The sequence below is a fragment of the Roseibium sp. MMSF_3247 genome (assembly GCF_030733765.1).
In the GTDB taxonomy this organism is placed as follows: Bacteria; Pseudomonadota; Alphaproteobacteria; order Rhizobiales; family Stappiaceae; genus Roseibium.
Window position 1 is genome coordinate 63,072 of sequence record NZ_JASHII010000001.1, and the last position, 17,378, is coordinate 80,449.

The following is a 17,378-nucleotide window of genomic DNA, read 5'->3' on the forward strand; positions in this document are numbered from 1 at the left end:
TCACTCCGGATACCAGAAGCGTGCCCTTTCCGCGCCCCGGTCTATGATGACGTGGGAGTTCGCGAAAACGCGGTAACTGTGGCTCCAATCGCCGTCCGGCCATTTGATTCGCACATTTGCCCGTTCGGCAACGCCGAGGCCAAAATGAACAAATCCGAGTTGTCCGGAGGCATGCCCCGCACCGACTTCTATGTCTTTGACGACGGTTCGATTGCCCGTTTTAACGCTTATTTTTGCGCCGACGGCGCGGCTATTCGTCGTGCCGGGCTGGCGGACGTCAATTGAGAGCCAGTTGCCGAGCGGGCGAGGCTTATCAGTGGAGCCAGCCCCGGCATTGCGGAACAGGCTGACCGGCGCGGACCGGTTCACCACCACGAGATCTAAAAGACCGTCGGAGTTGAAATCTGCAAGACCCGCTCCCCGGCCACGCCGGTCAAGCGCGATGCCAGAGACTTTTCCGGTCTCGGAGAACTTGCCGTTCCATTGGCCCAGCAGGAGGTTGTCTGGGTCGAACGCGGCAAAGTCGGGCATCGCCTCGACATTGCCCTTGGCGATAAAGAGATCCCAGAGCCCGTCATTGTTGACGTCCTGGAACTCCGAATGCCAGCCGGTTGAAGGCTTCAAATCATCGCCGGTGTATGGACGGTGTGCTGTCACACCAAGATCAAAGGCGATGTCCTGGTAGACGGGGACGGTTTCGTCCGCCTCGTCATCCAGTTGTTGAAGCTTGGTGTCGCCCATGCTGGTTAGCGCATATTCCGGGAAGCCATCGACATTTAGATCGATGGAGGCGATGCCCATTCCCCAGATTTTCAAATGCTGCCAACCGTCCGTCTTGCGGTAAGGGCGTGGCGGCCTGCCCGGCGGAACAGCCCAGAGCTGTTCCTGGCCGCCGCGATAGTAATGCCGGTCATTGGAAACGCGCAGGGACGGCTCGCCCGAACGGTTCCAGTCTGTAAACAAGATCGAGAGGCTGCAATATCCGGGTGACAAGCGGATCGGCTCCGGGTAGCTGACGCCGCCGTCCGCAGATACTTCCGGCCGGAACAGAAAGTTGTCGTGGCATGTCCCCCAGGGCGAGCCGGGCGCGGAACGATCGACATAGTTCCCGAAGGCAAGGGTCGGATAGGCGTTGCCGTCCTCAAAGGTTGCCGAAAAGGCTGTTGTCCATTCCCGTCCACCGTCGAAGCCGAGCGCGCGGTTTGCAACGTCGAAGGTGCAGTCGCCCGTGCCTTTCAGGATCAGGTTTTCACCCAGTCTCAAGAGAACAAGATCAAGAATGTCATCGTTATCGACATCCAGCGGATAGGCGCCGAGCACCTTGGAGAGCTGCTTGTCGTTTGGCCCGTAATTCGAAATCGTTTCGAAATTGAGTTTTCCGCCCGTGAGGCTTTGGTTGCGGTAAAGCTTGGCCGGGTTTTTGCCGCCCGCCAGAAACATGTCGGGACGGCGGTCGCCGTTGCAGTCAAAAATTGCAACCCCGCCGCCGACGAAATACTCCCAGGCCCCGTCGTAGGTGTGCGTAATGCCAGCATTTGCGGCTTCTTCGACAAAAGAGGGGATAGGGGCGAGCGAGGTCTGACCGTTTGCCAAGGCCGCGCTTGTTAGACCCGTACAAATGCCTGCTATGCAGACTAGCAGTCTGGACCGTCTAAAAATCATTGGGAGATCTCCAGACTGCGCAGGAAGGCGATGATGGACTGGCGGCCACCTTCATCGAGACTGGCATAGGCCTTGCGGCTATCGGAGGCGTCCCCGCCATGCGCAAGGATCACCTCGTTCAAGGTCGTCAGGTCGCCGCGATGCCCATAAGGGGCCGTGCTTCCGATCCCCCAGAGTTCCGCCGTGATGAAGACATCCCGTGCCACAAACCGCTGCGCCAGGAGCTCGTTGCCGAGTGTGTCATTGGCCGGGTCAGCGATCTTGTGGCGTTTCAGGTCGCCGAAGAGCGGGACCAGAACGCGCCCGCTGTCATCCCTTGGCAGGGTTTTCACCCACTCCAGTGTTGCAAGATCGAGGGCGAGCGGCTGGTCCACATCGCTTTGACGCAAGGTGCCTGCTGTGTCGAATGGACCAGGATCTTGAAAGACAAGACTGTCGAGTGGCAAGGCCGGGACATGGCAGGAGGTGCAGCCGATCTCGTCAAAGATTAGTTCACCTCGTGCAGCGGCTTTTTCCCAGATTTCCGGCATGTCCTGTTTTCTGCCAGGCGGTGGCAGGGTTGCCTGCCAGGCAACAAGGGCCGAGATTTGCCCATCGCTGAATTCGTGGGCGAACCCGTCTGCATCGAAATCATCTGTCCCGGTCCAGCGGGCACCGAATCGTTCATCAGCCTGAATGCCGTGATGATCATTCATCGCATTGACGGTGAATTGGCGCAGCGACGCAAAGACACCTTTTTGACCGAAGGGCCGGAGAGTTAGATCGTCGTCGATTCCGTCCAATTCAGACACATCGAGAGTTCCGTCCGGATGTGCGGTGAGGCGCCCAAACGAAATTCCTTTGGTCTCTAGGTCCGTGGTAGCAGTGGATCCGGTTGTCCTGGCGTCTTGAAGGACTGCGCTGCGCTGGGCGCGTAGATCTGTTGTCATTTCCCGGGCGAGCAACTCGATCAGGCCCGCGCCCTGCAAGGCGTTGGTGTTGCGCTCGTTCGAAAACTGCGGGTCGATCGTGTCGAAGTCTGCACTTTCAAAACCTTCGGACACGAAGACATTGACGGCAAAGGATCCTGCACCGCCCATGACCGGTTCATTATGGCAAGAAGCGCAAGCGTTGGCGTCCGGACCAGCCAGCCGCTGAAAAGTCAAATGAGACTGCCGCCGGACTTTCGTTGGCACGATGGCACCGGTGGCATCCGGCCGGCCGGCTCCGTCGAGGCTGGTGAACTTTGCTTCGAAAAGCGTTTCGCCAAGCGGCTGCAGCACAGGTATTGGATCTTTTCCGGACTTCGCCAGAGCGTTCAGATCCACATCTTCCAGGATGGTTCGTTCGCTCCACGGGGGCAGCGTTTCATCAGCGAGCCCGTGTACGGGGAAAGCCGCCAGAGCCGCAATGCCGATCAGGAGAAAATTGCGCCGGGTCATGAAGCTTCCCGCCTCGGCGCTTTCACTTGCGCTCCCAGAAAATCCATATCGAGCCGTTCCATCGATTGGGCCACCAGACCTGTCCTGATGAAGTCTTCGTTCCAAGGCATCACATCAAGTGTGAAGTTGTTGCGCAAGTCCTCGACAAGCGCATCTTTCAAGCCTTCCCACACGCCTTTTTCCATGAACGTGTAGGCCCGCATCGCAGCGCCTGTCAGCACGATGCGTTTCGGGTCGATCAGAGCAATCACTCTGGCGAGCCCGTATCCGAGAACGCGCCCTGCCTGGTGAAATGCCTTTCGGGCGTTTTCATCGCCTGCGTCCGCAGTTTCAATCAGTTTTTCAAGACCTTCGACGCCCGCCTTAATATCCGCCGGTTCGGTATCTTCGGGCAGCTGTGATGCGGATCGCACCAGCGCATAATCGGAAAGATAGGCTTCAAGGCACCCTTTCTTTCCGCAACGGCACAAAGCGCCGTCCGGAATGTGATTGGCATGCCCGAATTCCGCAGCTGTGCCGCTGGCACCGGAAAACAAATGGTTGTCGAGGTAAAGGCCCATACCAACGCCATAATCGAGCATGATCACCGTGAACGTCCCGCTGTAGCGCTCCGGATCCGACCAGTGCAGGGCCTCGGTGATCATATTGGTATCGTTGGAAATATAGCAGTCTGCGCCAAAGGCCTGATGCAAGGGGGCAACCACCGGTATCTTGCGGCCCGAAAATGCCGGGCTCCAGGCGACCAGGCCCGCTTCGGTTTCCACAACGCCTTGTGCTGCCACACCAATTTCCTGGACTTGCGCCTCGGAGATGCCAGCATCTGCAATGAATTGGCGGATGGCAGCAATCAGGACCGGAGGAAAACTGTCTGCATCGGCGGTGGCGCTGTCGTACTGCGTTCTCAAGCTCGCTGCGATTGTGCCGGCAAAATCAACGAGCGAGAGATCCATCGTGTTCACGGAGAGGCGGATACAGACCGTGTAGGCGGCTTCAGGATTGAGCCGCAAAAGCGTTCGCGGACGCCCACGGGCCTGATGCGATTTCGGTTCATCGCTCTCCACGCTGATGATCAGTTTCTGATCGAGCAGATCAGAGGTGATTGCTGTGACGGTGGCTGGGCTCAGCCGTGTTATTTTGCCCAGATCAATCCGGGCTGTTGGACCATTCCGCCGAAGTGCCTGTAGAACAATGCTTCTATTCTGCCGCCGGATCTGATCCCGGTCCGCCTTGCGTGTCATGATGTTTGCGCTCGCTCCCAAATCATTTTCTTACGCCGCGTTTTCCGGGCTTTTTGGCGATTTTTTCTTCGAAGTCCTCTCTTCGAAGTCAAAGTTTCGCAAAACCATGTTGACAGGAGCCGCGCTTTAGAGCAACTTTTTTTCGGGGTCCAAAAAAAATAACAATAAGGCTGTCCCATTTTTTACCGGATCCGGTCCGGCCACAAACAAACGTGTTTCAGGTGCTGCGCTTCGACATCATGCGGCACCGATGGGAGGAATGATAACGATGCGCAAGTTCACCACATTGCTGGCGGGCGCCCTTGTGTCCGCAACTGCTCTGACCGCTGCCCACGCTGAAGACATCGTGGTCGGTGTCAGCTGGTCCAATTTCCAGGAAGAGCGTTGGAAAACTGATGAAGCCGCGATCAAGTCCGCGCTGGACGCTGCGGGCGCGAAATACATCTCCGCTGACGCTCAGAGCTCATCTGCCAAGCAGCTCTCCGACGTTGAGGCATTGATCGCGCAGGGCGCAAACGCTTTGATCATCCTCGCCCAGGACGCACAGGCAATTGGCCCGGCGGTTCAGGCTGCAGCTGATGAAGGCATTCCGGTTGTCGGTTACGACCGTTTGATCGAGGATCCGCGGGCATTTTACCTGACCTTCGACAACGTTGAAGTTGGCCGTATGCAGGCAGCTGCCGTTCTGGCGGTGCAGCCGAAGGGCAACTACGTGATGATCAAGGGCTCCCCGACCGATCCGAACGCAGACTTCCTGCGCGGTGGTCAGCAGGAAGTTCTTCAGGCAGCAATTGACAGCGGTGACATCAAGATTGTTGGTGAAGCCTACACTGATGGCTGGTTGCCGGCGAACGCTCAGCGCAACATGGAGCAGATTCTGACCGCCAACGACAACAACGTTGATGCGGTGGTCGCGTCCAACGACGGTACCGCTGGTGGCGCAGTTGCTGCTTTGACCGCACAAGGCATGGAAGGCACACCGGTTTCCGGTCAGGATGGCGATCATGCTGCCCTGAACCGCGTTGCGCGCGGTACGCAGACCGTGTCTGTTTGGAAAGATGCACGGGATCTTGGCAAGGCAGCCGGTGAAATCGCCGTTGCGCTCGCCAACGGCGGTGAGATGTCTTCGGTGGACGGCGCAAGCAGCTGGACTTCACCAGGCGGCACCGAGCTGACTGCGAAGTTCCTGGCTCCGATGCCGATCACCAAGGACAACCTGACTGCTGTTGTTGATGCCGGCTGGATCTCCAAGGACGATCTGTGCCAGGGCGTCGAAAACGGCCCGGCTCCTTGTAACTAAGAAAAATAACGAAACGGTCCGGGCTATGAGCCCGGACCGCATGATCGGGGCGCCGGAAAGGTCAGTCCCCATGGGCTGGCCACCCGGCTTTTGAAAAAGCAAATGGTCTCCAAGCAGGAGTAACCGCAATGTCCGATACGGCACTGTCCGGCTCTAAGAGCCCGACGGCACGAAACTTCTTTACCGCGTTGCAGCTGGATACGCGCCTTTTGGGCATGATTGGCGCGTTCATCGTGCTGTGCCTAGTGTTCAATGTGTTCACCGAAGGCCGGTTCCTGACCCCGCGCAACATCTTCAACCTGACGATCCAGACCGTCTCCGTTGCGATCATGGCAACAGGCATGGTCTTCGTCATCGTCACACGCCACATCGACTTGTCGGTTGGCTCGGTGCTTGCCACCGTGGCGGCCGTGATGGCAGTGGTCCAGACGGATATCTTGCCGCAATTCATGGGGCTCGGACACCCGGTAATTTGGGTGTTGGCCATCCTGTCCGGTGTTGCCGTCGGGGTGATCATCGGCGGTTTCCAGGGCTGGATGATCGGCTACCTAGGCATTCCGGCCTTTATCGTCACCCTTGGCGGGCTTCTCGTCTGGCGGAACGTTGCCTGGTTCATTACCTCCGGTCAAACGATCGGGCCGCTCGACGACACCTTCACGATGATCGGTGGTATCGGCGGGACAATGGGCGAAACCGGGTCCTGGATCTTCGGCATTCTGGCCGTTGCGGCCGCCCTCTGGCTTCAGATCGCTTCGCGCCGCCGCAAGTCCTCGCATGGGTTCCCGGTCAAACCGGTCTGGGCGGAAGTCACCATGGGCGTAATCACGACCGCTGCCATTCTCGGGTTTGTTGCAATCCTGAACGCTTACGACATTCCGAAAGCCCGGTTGCGTCGTATGTTTGAGGCATCTGGAGAAACACTGCCGGAAGGCCTGACCATGGGCTATGGCATTCCGTATTCCGTCGTTCTTCTGATTGTTGTGGCTGTGGTCATGACTGTTGTTGCGCGCCGCACGCGGCTCGGCCGCTACATCTTTGCGACCGGCGGCAATCCGGATGCAGCGGAACTCTCCGGCATCAACACACGGTTCCTGACGGTCAAAGTGTTTGCCATCATGGGCGGCCTCAGTGCTCTCGCTGCAGCCGTTGCCGCAGCCCGCCTTGGGTTCTCCACCAACGATATCGGCACGCTTGACGAACTTCGCGTCATTGCGGCCGCGGTTATCGGCGGAACGGCGCTGGCCGGTGGTGTCGGTACGATCTACGGCGCAATTCTCGGTGCCTTGATCATGCAGTCACTGCAATCGGGCATGGCGATGGTTGGTGTCGATGCCCCGCTTCAGAATATTGTTGTCGGTACGGTGCTTGTGCTCGCCGTTCTGGTCGACATCATCTACCGCAAGCGCACGGGAGAGTAACAATGACCGCCCCTCTCGTAGAAATGAAAGACATGTGCATCTCCTTTGGCGGGGTGCGCGCAGTGGACCATGTCTCCGTTGATCTTTTTCCCGGTGAAGTGGTCGGTCTTCTGGGCCACAATGGTGCCGGCAAGTCGACACTGATCAAAATCCTGTCCGGGGCCTACAAGGCCGACAGCGGTGAGATCCGCATCAATGGCAATGAAGTCCATATTCATTCGCCGCGTGATGCGCGGGCTCAAAACATTGAGACCATCTACCAGACGCTTGCGCTGGCAGACAATCTCGATGCCGCGTCGAACCTGTTTCTAGGCCGGGAGCTGACGTCGCCACTCGGGTTCGTCGACGACGATGCCATGGAGGCGGAAACCCGCAAGATCATGGGCCGTCTCAACCCGAACTTCAAAAAGTTCCATGCGCCGGTGAAAGCCTTGTCTGGTGGTCAACGTCAGTCCGTTGCGATTGCCCGGGCCGTCTACTTCAACGCCAAGATCCTGATCATGGATGAGCCGACGGCGGCGCTCGGGGTGCATGAAACCCAGATGGTGGCCGAGCTCATTCAGGAGCTGAAGAAGCAGGGCCTCGGTATCTTCCTGATCAGCCACGACATCCACGATGTCTTTCAGCTATGTGACCGGATTGCCGTCATGAAGAACGGTCAGCTGGTCGGGACAGCCAAGACTGGTGATGTCACCGATGATGATGTCCTCGGCATGATCATCCTGGGCAAGTGCCCTCCCGGTGCGACACCTGGACCTGGCGCGATTGTTGACGACACGGTCGTCGGATAGACTTTTTGGCCCGCGCCATGGTGCGGGCCATCCCTCGAATTGACCGCAATCATTGTTTGGGTCAGTTCGGACGATTTGCCAATGCCGGGCCTCAAGGTTGAGGTTTCGGCATTCTTTTGAAACCAAAATGAGGAACGCACCTCATGTTTATTGGCCTTGATATTGGTACCAGTTCGGTCAAAGCGATCTTGCTCGATGAAAATCAAGTCCTTGTGGCGTCCGCAACGGCGGAGTTGACAGTCGAGCGTCCGCACCCAGGCTGGTCCGAACAGGATCCGGAGAGCTGGTGGACCGCCTGCGAAACGGTCCTCGACAGTTTGAAGCTGCAAGTGCCTTCAAAGATGGCCGTCGTGAGAGGCATCGGATTGTCCGGTCACATGCATGGGGCGACGCTGCTGGATGCAGACGGCAAGCCCTTGAGGCCTTGCATCTTGTGGAATGACGGGCGGTCCGCAAAACAATGTGCGGATCTTGAAGCGGTAGAACCGAAGTTCCTGAGCCTTGGCGGCAACCGAGCGATGCCGGGTTTCACGGCCCCAAAGTTGCAGTGGGTGCGTGAGAACGAGCCGGAAGTCTTTGTAAAGACGGCCATGGTTCTGCTGCCCAAGGACTATGTGCGTTTTAAACTCACCGGGATCTATGCAGGGGACATGTCCGACAGCGCCGGAACACTCTGGATGGACGTTGCCAAACGTGACTGGAGCGACGATCTCCTGGCCGCCACAGGTTTAACCCGCCAAAACATGCCGCGCCTCGTGGAAGGGTCGGACGTCTCAGGTGAAGTGACGCCGGATTTGTGTGCCCGCTGGGGATTTGACAAGGCTCCGGTTGTTGCCGGCGGCGGTGGCGACAACGCCGCATCCGCCTGCGGGGTCGGAGCGGTGGAGCCGGGCTCCGGGTTTGTCTCGCTTGGCACGTCCGGGGTGCTTTTTGTCACCAATGATCGCTTCTCGCCCAATGTGGAAAATGCTGTCCATGCCTTTTGTCATGCCGTGCCAAACACCTGGCACCAGATGGGCGTGATCCTGTCGGCGACCGACAGTCTCAACTGGCTGGCAAGCCGGCTGAAGAAAACCCCGGGGGAGTTGACGGCGGCGCTTGGGAGCGCGGCTGGGCCGTCAGATGTGTCTTTCCTTCCGTATCTCGGCGGCGAGCGGACGCCCCACAATGACGTGGCGATCCGGGCAGGGTTCGCCGGGATTTCCCACGAGACGGGCGATGCTGAGCTGACCCATGCCGTTTTGGATGGGGTGGCCTTTGCCTTGAAAGACTGCCTCGTTGCGTTGACCGCTGCCGGCACGAAAGTTGACCGTCTGCTGGCTGTTGGCGGCGGGTCCAGATCTGAGGTCTGGCTGGAGATCATCGCGAGCCTCTTGGAAGTGCCGATTGATGTCCCAATCGACGGCGACTTCGGGGCCTCTCTTGGGGCTGCGCGCCTGGGTCAAGCTGCGGCTCTCGGTTCCACCGAGGGTGTCTTCAGCAAGCCCGCGCTTCGAACAACCATTGATCCCAACCCAACCCTTATTCCCGCTTATGCCGATGCTTATCAGCGCTGGCAAAAACTGTATCCGGCATTCAAGCAGGCCGGTTTTTAAGGAGATACTTTCATGAGCACTGGATTTTTTGGCGATCTGCAGCCAATCCAATTCGCCGGACCCGACAGCCGCGATCCGCTGACCTACCGCCACTACAACAAGGACGAAGTCGTCTTTGGAAAACGGATGGAAGATCACCTGCGGCTGGCCGTGTGTTACTGGCACAATTTCTGCTGGCCGGGCTCTGATCCTTTTGGTGGCGAGACCTTCAACCGCACCTGGATGGCAGCTGGCGGCGACCCAATGGAACAGGCAAAGCTCAAGGCCGATGTGTCCTTTGAGATGTTCCAGATCCTCGGAATGCCGTTTTTCACCTTCCATGACCGCGACATTGCGCCGGAAGGCAAGACGCTGGCGGAAAGCAATGCCAATGTGAATGCGATTGCCGACATCTTTGAAACGAAGATGGCCGAGACCGGCGTGAAACTTCTTTGGGGAACAGCCAACATGTTCTCCAACCGCCGTTACATGTCCGGGGCTGCGACCAATCCGAACCCGGATGTCTTTGCCTATGCGGCAGCCCAGGTGAAAAACGCCATGGATGTCACTCAACGCCTGGGTGGCGCGAACTATGTTCTATGGGGCGGGCGCGAGGGGTATGAGACCCTGCTGAACACAAACATCAAACAGGAATTGGACCAGCTTGGCCGCTTCCTCAATATGGTGGTCGAATACAAGCACAAGATCGGTTTCAAGGGCGCGATCCTGATCGAACCCAAACCGCAAGAGCCCTCCAAGCACCAGTACGACTATGATGTTGCAACCGTTTACGGCTTCCTGAAAGCTTATGGCCTTGAAAATGAGGTCAAGATGAATATCGAACAGGGCCACGCAATCCTTGCCGGCCATTCGTTCGAGCATGAGCTGCATATGGCCCGCTCACTGGGTATTTTCGGGTCCGTTGACATGAACCGGAACGATTACCAGTGCGGTTGGGACACCGATCATTTCGGCATGAATGTGCCGGAGCTGGCGCTGGCCTATTATGAGATCCTGATGGCGGGTGGCTTCACGACCGGCGGTACAAATTTTGACGCCAAATTACGGCGTCAATCCCTCGACCCGGTTGATCTGATCCAGGCACATGTTGGCTCGGCGGACGCTATCGCGCGTGGCCTCAAGGCGGCTGCGGCCATGATCGAAGATGGCCGTATGAAAGGTTTTGTCGAGGATCGCTATGCGGGGTGGAAGAAGCCGGAGAACCAGGAAGTTCTGAAGGGCGGGAGCTCTCTTGAAGCGCTTGCCGAACGGGTACACGCCCGGGATCTTGAGCCGCAACCTGTGTCCGGCAAACAGGAATATCTGGAGAGCCTCGCGAATCTTTTTGTCTGAGTTTCCAGACGTTTACGTACCGGCCTTGCGCCGGGACCAAAACCATAGCGTCCCCGGCCCAAGGCCGGGGACGCGTTCAGGGAATGAGTGTCACATTTTCTTCCGGTCGCGTTTGCAGCGCTCGGAACAGTACTTCACCTCTTCCCAGTCCCGCGCCCATTTCTTGCGCCAGGCAAATGGCCGCCCGCAGGCCGCGCAGATTTTCTGTGGCAGATCGCTTTTGCGGCGCATTTTCATGTCGCGTCCCCAAAAAGATCGGCCTGATCCGGATGGGCAGCGGCTTTCCGGGCGCGGCGGCGGGGTTTTTCCTGCCCGCGCATCGGGATCCCGCTCTTGCGGCTGCCATGCTTGGTCTGGATCCCGGAGGCTTCCGATCGAAATGCTTGACCCTTGCGCACGGCCCAGACCTTGTCCCGTGCCTCCTTGGCAGCCGACAGATAATCGACAACGGGGAAGGGATAGGTCCTGCCGAGGACCTTGCCGGCGTTTTCCGCTTTCCAGGGTTCATGGATATGGGCCGGATCGATGTCTTTGAGTTCCGGGATCCAGCGTTTGACGAACACACCGTCCGGATCCTGATCCTTGCCCTGTTTCACCGGATTGTAGATCCGAATTGTGTTGATCCCGGTGGTGCCGGATTGCATCTGGATCTGGGACCAGTGAATGCCCGGTTCATAGTCGGTGAAGAGGCGTGCCAGATGCAGGCCGGGTTGGCGCCAGTCGAGCCACAGGTGATAGCTCGCAACTGCTGTCAGCATGGCGCGCATTCTGAAATTCATCCAACCGGTCGCGGTCAGCGCACGCATGCATGCATCGACAAAGGGCAGTCCGGTCTCACCGCGTTGCCAGGCTTGAAGCCGCTCCGCGTCTGGCGTTGAAGGCCGCAAGCCGTCATAGGCGCGATGCAGGTTTTTAAATTCGAGGCGCGGCTCGTCCTCAAGCTTCTGCATGAAATGGCAGTGCCAGTGCAAACGGCCTGAAAAGGAGTGCATTGCTCCCTGCCATGTGCTGCGGCCTTTGAAATCCGCCTGCTTTAACTCAGCTTGCCGCGCCCATGTCGCCTGCGCCACTTCCCGCATGGAGACTGTTCCGAAGGTGAGGTAAGGCGACATGCGTGAGCAGGCTTCAAATGCCTTCACCGGCGTCGCCATGGCCGCACGGTAGGGTTTCCCTCGGGCAAAGAGGAAACTTTCCAGGGTTTCCAGGGCGGCCACGCGACCCCCAACCTGCCGATCCGGGCAGGGATCCGCGTCAAGTCCGAGGTCAGAGGCTTTTGGCAGCGGATCTGAAGACAAGCCGGAAAGGGGTTTGAGTTCGGGTGGATCAATCGGTTGCTCCGCCATAAACCGGTCCCATTGTCCGGCCCAGCCATTGCGAGACTTCAGCCGCCGGATGACGCCTGTCTGGCGGCACTCTGTCCAGGGGACAGCATTGGCCCGGCACCACGCAGCAACCTCCCTATCCCGTTGAAACGTCCAGCCGTTGCCAGTTTCTTCGTGGGACCAGAGACCGGCGATCCGATAGCGCTGGGAAAGGGACGTCAGCACATCTGTCACCGAGCCGGTGCGAAGCATCAAGGGCTGTCCAAGGCGCGAAAGCTCCTGGTTCAGCTCCTGCAACGATTCAGACAAAAATGCATAGTGGCGGGCCGACATGTCCGGTAGGCGCCACAGGTCCGGCTCTATAACGTAAAGCGGCAGAACAGGGCCCTGCAGGCTCGCACGCTTCAGCGGCGCGTGATCGAAAACACGCAGATCTTTCTTGAACCAGGCGATGTGGATTGGTTCTAACACGGGTACCCAGGTTATTTGTTTCCGGAGTTATACGTGGCAACAGAATGCTGGATTTGTAGGGCTAGCCTAAAGTCCGTCGTTCAGGTGGCGGACCTCCGGATCGACAAGAGCGTGCAGCCTGTGTGCCGTATGCTGGGCAAAACGCAACGTGACGGCTTTTCGAGTTGCAGCAGCAACCTTGTGTTCGGGTGCATCGCGCAAGATCTCTGCGCCGTATCCATCAGAGACGATAAGACCAGCTTCTTCAGGAAAAATATCCAACGGAACATCTGGATGGGTAGCGAAGAAGAACCGGTCGCAGTGTTGACGATAGTCCGGCCATTTGTGGTCGGCGCGAAAGTCGGCCACCGACGATTTCACTTCGATAATCCAAAGTTCGTGTTTCGGGCCAAGGGCCAAAAGGTCTGCCCGGCGTGCGGAAGCCAACGTGACTTCCGCAGCGCAGGCAAACTTGCGTTGCCGCATCAGCCGCGCCGCGCCGCGCCATACCTTCAGTGCTGTTTCCGATTGCCGCCCGTCCGCGAGCGGATCATCGAGCTCTATTCGGCGGCCTTCTGAACGAATATCGGTTTTCATTCCACTTTTGTTCCATTTATGTTCGAAAAATGCAAGCAGCGGAATCGCAGAAGTTGACGTGGCAAACGAAAACTGTCTCCATCATGCTTGCGAAGGGAGCTGCGCGGACGGAGGAACAGCTCTTAAGGAGGGAAAGTGGTTATGAACCGTTGGGTGATCGCTGCGTGTTTTTGTGCTGCCGCAGCTGTGGCAGCCGCGCCAGCCATGGCTGGCAAGGGCGATCTCAAAAGGTCTGTTCCACGCTCTGCACCGCTTCTTAAGGGCAAGACCCTGGACCTGAGATTTGCAGATTTCGCGCAAGGCATCTGGGTGCGTGATTTAAGCAATTGTCCTGCGCCCCGGATCGACCGAAATGACCCCGGCGCTGCCATTGCGATTTATCGCGGGCTTTTGGAAACGCCGAGCCGCATTTGTCAGGTCTATGGGGCTGAAAAGGACAAGCAGTTCACCCAGCGGGCGGCGATCAATTGCCTCTTGAATGATGGCGGTGAGGCGATCGAACTGGTAACCGTACAGCCGCGTGGCACCAATGGCCTCATCGTGCAGGAGGGCGAGCGGGCTCCTGTGCATTTCCGGTTCTGTGAAGCCATTCAGCCCGTCCTTCAGTCGGCCCAGAATAACGACGACTGATCGGCCAAAATCGAAGAAACCTGGTTCAGATTTCCGGTCCGGCCCAAACATCGGACCGGGCGGCCTTCTTTGGAGTGCGCGATTCTGAAATATGCGCCGTCAGAGGATCCAGTGTGACCAGCGCATCATACTGGCTGAGGAACACTTGGCCCGTTAGATGATCAAGGAAATCCGTCCGTTTCAGCCGGTCCATCACAGGCCCCTTGACCTCGGACAGATGAAAGGAAACGCCGGAATCGGACAGCCGGTGATTGATTTCTTCAAGACTTTCGAGCGCGCTGGCGTCAATTTCATTCACCGCCGGGCACATCAGCACAACGTGCTCGATATTCGGCCGGTCCGCGACCAGAGCGTATATTTTGTCTTCCAGGAACCGGCTGTTGGCAAAGAACAGGCTTTCATCGACCCGTAAGGTCAGGACCCGTTCTCCAGTCACGACCTTGTGCCGATCGATATTGCGGAAATGCTCTGTGCCGGGCACCACGCCAACAATGGCCATATGCGGTCGGCTGTTGCGGTAAAGATAAAGCGCGATGGACAGCCCGACCCCGGCGACCACGCCCTGTTCCACGCCGAAAAACAGCGTGATCAGGATGGTCGCGGCCATCGCAGTGAAATCGCTTTTCGAGTAGGCGAATGTCCGCTTTACGGCGCCGAAATCGACCAGCGACAGCACGGCAACAATGATCGTCGCGGCCAATGTCGCCTGCGGGAGATGGGTGAGGAGCGGTGTTAAGAAAAGCGTGGCGAGCGCAATGCCGACGGCGGTATAGGCGCCGGCCGCCGGCGTGGCTGCACCCGCATCGAAATTGACCACAGACCGCGCAAAACCTCCGGTGACCGGATAACCGCCCGACAGCGCGGAGGCGATGTTCGATGTTCCAAGACCAATGAGTTCCTGATCCGGTTCGATCCTTTGGCGTTTCTTGGCCGCGAGGGTCTGTGCGACGGACACGGATTCCACAAAGCCGATCACGGATATCAAAAGCGCTGGGCCAGCAAGCGCCAGCCACAACTCGCTGTCGAAACTGGGCAATTGCGGCATGGGCAGGCCGGATGGGATATCACCGACGATCCGGACGCCCTTGTCGCCAAGGGAGAACACTGCCGAGGCGAGTGTCGTCACAGCGACCGCCGCGACGGGACCGGCCTTGGTTAGAATATCGGCGAGAAACGGTTTGAAACCGAGGCCGAGCAGCAGTCTTTTCAGACCCTTGCGCACCCAGAACAGGAACGCGGTCGCGCCAGCGCCAATGATAAGTGTGATCCAGTTCACTTCATCGAGATGTGCAGCGATCGAAAGCAGGATCTCGTAAAGTGTATGACCGTGGGCTGGAACACCCAGGATATGTTTCAACTGGCTGGAGGCAATCAAAAGCCCTGACGCAGTGATGAAACCGGAGATCACCGGGTGGCTCAAAAGATTTGCCAGGAACCCGAGCTGGAAAAGACCCATAATGACCAGCATCAATCCGGAAATGAAGGCAAGGGCAATCGCAGCGCCGAGATATTCGGGGGTCCCTTGAGCCGCGAATTGACCGACGGCAGATGCCGTCATCAGAGAAACAACGGCAACCGGACCCACGGCGAGCGCCCTGCTGGTGCCGAATACGGCATAGGCCACCAGCGGCGCGATCGATGCATAAAGTCCGACTTCCGGCGGCAGTCCTGCCAGCAAGGCGTAGGCAAGCGATTGTGGAATGAGCATGATGGTGACAATGACCGCAGCGACCAGATCGCTGGTTGCTGTCGTCTTGTCGTAGGTTTTGCCCCATTCAAGGATGGGGAAGTAACGCTTCAATCCGCTCATTTTCTGCCTGATGGTATCAAGAACTCTGGCGTGGTCATGCGACATCGCCGGGAAGACTGCATAAAGAAATCGAGCCGGTTTCCCGGCTCGAAAGAGAGTTAGGGGCAAGCCTTGTTGGAAGGCTCTTTTGGTTAGGCTGCCGTGACTTTTTCCGGTCTGGCCATCCACTCCTTACCGCGCAGCATTGCGCGCCAATAAATCGGAGGGAGAATCCGTTCCTTCAAAAGCCACGCGGTCCGCGTTGGCTTGGTCCCGTCCACCAGCCAACGCGGGAAGCTCGGCAACAGCGTTCCGCCATAGCCGAATTCTGCAAGAACAATCTTTCCGCGCTCGACGGTGAGAGGACAGGAACCATAGCCGTCGTATTGCGCCGTTGCGCTGTGACCGTTGATGTCTGAGATTATGTTTTCCGCCACCACGGGTGCCTGCTTGCGCGCTGCTGCCGCGGTCTTCGCATTGGGCGCGTTCATCACATCGCCAAGCGACCAGATGTTGTCATAGGTCTTGTGACGTAAGGTCGCCTGATCCACGTCGACCCAGCCGGCAGCATCGGCCAGCGGCGAGACGCGAATAAAGTCCGGTGCCGTCTGCGGTGGCGTTACATGGATCATGTCGAACTCAACATCGACCTGAAGCGGATCCGTCCCAGGTTCTTTGATCTCAAACCGGGCTTTCCTGGCGGGGCCATCGATCGAGATCAGATTGTGGAAGAAATTTAGGGTCGCATCGTAGCGCTCGACATAGTCCATGAGGGCGGGGACATAGTCCTTTACGCCAAAGAGGACCCCGCCAGCATTCATGAACTGGATGTCGATGTTTTCGATGCGCCTTGATTTGGTCCAGTGGTCCCCTGAAAGGTACATCGCCTTTTGAGGGGCGCCCGCACACTTGATCGGCATTGGCGGCTGGGTGAACACGGCCCGGCCTGACGTCATCTCCTGCACCAGTTTCCAGGTGTAGGGCGCAAGGTCATACCGGTAGTTGGATGTCACGCCGTTTTTGCCGAGCGTGTCGACGAGACCTTCAATGCCGTGCCAATCCAGTTTCAACCCCGGGCAGACCACAAGCCGGTCGTATTTCACCACGCGGCAACCATCCAGAATGACAGCGTTGTCCTTCGGTTCAAATGCTGCCACGGCAGATTTCAGCCAGTGAACGCCTGCGGGGATCAGCGAAGCCATGGTTTTAGCCGTGTCGGAGGCATCAAAAATGCCGCCACCGACCATGGTCCAGCCCGGCTGGTAGTAATGCACATCGGCCGGGTCGATCACGGCGATATCGAGATCATCGTCCCGGGACAGCAGGCTGGACGCAACCGATATCCCTGCAGCTCCTCCGCCGACGATGACGACATCAAAACGGGCATCTTCCGCAGTTTCCGTCGGTGTCCGACCGCCATTTGCGATCCGGCGGACAACACCTGCCATGTCGTAACCAGCGGCTTTGGTTTTTATCAGAATACCAGCGACCGGCAAGGTATTGGCCTGAGACAGAGACCAAAGCGTTGCCGAGCGGGTCCCGGTTCGGCAGTAGGCAAGAACCGGTTTTGGCAGCAAGGCCAGATGCGCGCCGAAGGCATCGGCATCTTCATCCTGCACCTTGCCGGCCGTAATCGGCTGGTACCGGACTTCAAGGCCGAATTTCTTGGCCGCAGCCTCGATTTCCTCAAATGTCGGCTGGTCGGCGGCTTCTCCATCCGGCCGGTTGCAGATGATTGACCGGAACCCTTGCTGTGCAATGTCCGGCACGTCCTCCGGCATAATCTGCGGGCAAACCGAAATCTGCTTGTCGATGGATGCCACCTGCATGGCT

At 58.1% G+C, this 17,378-nt stretch carries 14 protein-coding genes; 6 read left to right on the forward strand and 8 right to left on the reverse strand.

Annotated elements, in window-relative coordinates:
- From RBB44_RS00270 to RBB44_RS00280, 3 genes are read right to left on the reverse strand one after another with little or no spacing between them, the layout of a single operon-like run.
- The gene (locus tag RBB44_RS00270; protein ID WP_306147931.1) at window positions 1–1,662 is read right to left on the reverse strand and encodes a CRTAC1 family protein; all 1,662 of its coding nucleotides are present in this window, start codon (window positions 1,660–1,662) and stop codon (window positions 1–3) included.
- Window positions 1,659–3,083, reverse strand: coding sequence for a di-heme oxidoredictase family protein (locus RBB44_RS00275; RefSeq protein WP_306147932.1), 1,425 nt, complete (start codon window positions 3,081–3,083; stop codon window positions 1,659–1,661). The genes RBB44_RS00270 and RBB44_RS00275 overlap by 4 nt, the downstream gene beginning before the upstream one ends.
- Window positions 3,080–4,321, reverse strand: coding sequence for an ROK family protein (locus RBB44_RS00280; protein WP_306147933.1), 1,242 nt, complete (start codon window positions 4,319–4,321; stop codon window positions 3,080–3,082). The genes RBB44_RS00275 and RBB44_RS00280 overlap by 4 nt, the downstream gene beginning before the upstream one ends.
- A 268-nt stretch (window positions 4,322–4,589) precedes the next feature.
- Here RBB44_RS00280 and xylF point away from each other — a divergent pair, with 268 nt between their 5' ends.
- The 5 genes from xylF (at window position 4,590) to xylA (ending at window position 10,757) form a co-directional block, all read left to right on the forward strand.
- Window positions 4,590–5,621, forward strand: a complete 1,032-nt coding sequence (xylF, locus tag RBB44_RS00285) for a D-xylose ABC transporter substrate-binding protein (RefSeq protein ID WP_055673696.1) — start codon at window positions 4,590–4,592, stop codon at window positions 5,619–5,621.
- A gap of 128 nt (window positions 5,622–5,749) precedes the next feature.
- On the forward strand, window positions 5,750–7,039 hold the full coding sequence (locus tag RBB44_RS00290; RefSeq protein ID WP_209180837.1) for a sugar ABC transporter permease: 1,290 nt from the start codon (window positions 5,750–5,752) through the stop codon (window positions 7,037–7,039).
- A 23-nt stretch (window positions 7,040–7,062) separates the two neighbouring features.
- Window positions 7,063–7,830 (forward strand): ATP-binding cassette domain-containing protein, encoded by a 768-nt coding sequence (locus RBB44_RS00295; protein WP_008197073.1) that lies wholly within the window; start codon window positions 7,063–7,065, stop codon window positions 7,828–7,830.
- Window positions 7,831–7,973: 143 nt separating this feature from the next.
- Entirely contained in the window at window positions 7,974–9,425 is a 1,452-nt protein-coding gene (gene xylB / locus RBB44_RS00300) for a xylulokinase (RefSeq protein WP_306147934.1), read from the forward strand.
- Window positions 9,426–9,437: 12 nt separating this feature from the next.
- Window positions 9,438–10,757: a xylose isomerase gene (xylA, locus tag RBB44_RS00305; protein WP_306147935.1), complete on the forward strand. Its 1,320-nt coding sequence runs from the start codon at window positions 9,438–9,440 to the stop codon at window positions 10,755–10,757.
- Between the two features lie 90 nt (window positions 10,758–10,847).
- On the opposite strand, the gene RBB44_RS00310 is transcribed toward xylA, so the two are convergent.
- The 3 genes from RBB44_RS00310 to RBB44_RS00320 form a co-directional block, all read right to left on the reverse strand.
- Window positions 10,848–10,994 carry a DUF2256 domain-containing protein gene (locus tag RBB44_RS00310; protein ID WP_306147936.1) on the reverse strand — a complete coding sequence of 49 codons (147 nt, stop codon included), beginning with the start codon at window positions 10,992–10,994 and terminating at the stop codon, window positions 10,848–10,850.
- Entirely contained in the window at window positions 10,991–12,550 is a 1,560-nt protein-coding gene (locus tag RBB44_RS00315) for a deoxyribodipyrimidine photo-lyase (protein WP_306147937.1), read from the reverse strand. The genes RBB44_RS00310 and RBB44_RS00315 overlap by 4 nt, the downstream gene beginning before the upstream one ends.
- Before the next feature lie 66 nt (window positions 12,551–12,616).
- Entirely contained in the window at window positions 12,617–13,126 is a 510-nt protein-coding gene (locus tag RBB44_RS00320; RefSeq protein ID WP_306147938.1) for an MmcB family DNA repair protein, read from the reverse strand.
- Window positions 13,127–13,267: 141 nt separating this feature from the next.
- Here RBB44_RS00320 and RBB44_RS00325 point away from each other — a divergent pair, with 141 nt between their 5' ends.
- Entirely contained in the window at window positions 13,268–13,756 is a 489-nt protein-coding gene (locus RBB44_RS00325) for a hypothetical protein (protein ID WP_306147939.1), read from the forward strand.
- 25 nt (window positions 13,757–13,781) lie between these two features.
- Here RBB44_RS00325 and RBB44_RS00330 read toward each other — a convergent pair whose 3' ends face one another.
- Window positions 13,782–15,566: a SulP family inorganic anion transporter gene (locus RBB44_RS00330; RefSeq protein WP_306147940.1), complete on the reverse strand. Its 1,785-nt coding sequence runs from the start codon at window positions 15,564–15,566 to the stop codon at window positions 13,782–13,784.
- A gap of 131 nt (window positions 15,567–15,697) precedes the next feature.
- On the reverse strand, window positions 15,698–17,374 hold the full coding sequence (locus RBB44_RS00335) for a bifunctional protein tyrosine phosphatase family protein/NAD(P)/FAD-dependent oxidoreductase (protein WP_306147941.1): 1,677 nt from the start codon (window positions 17,372–17,374) through the stop codon (window positions 15,698–15,700).
- Between the last annotated feature and the right edge of the window lie 4 nt (window positions 17,375–17,378).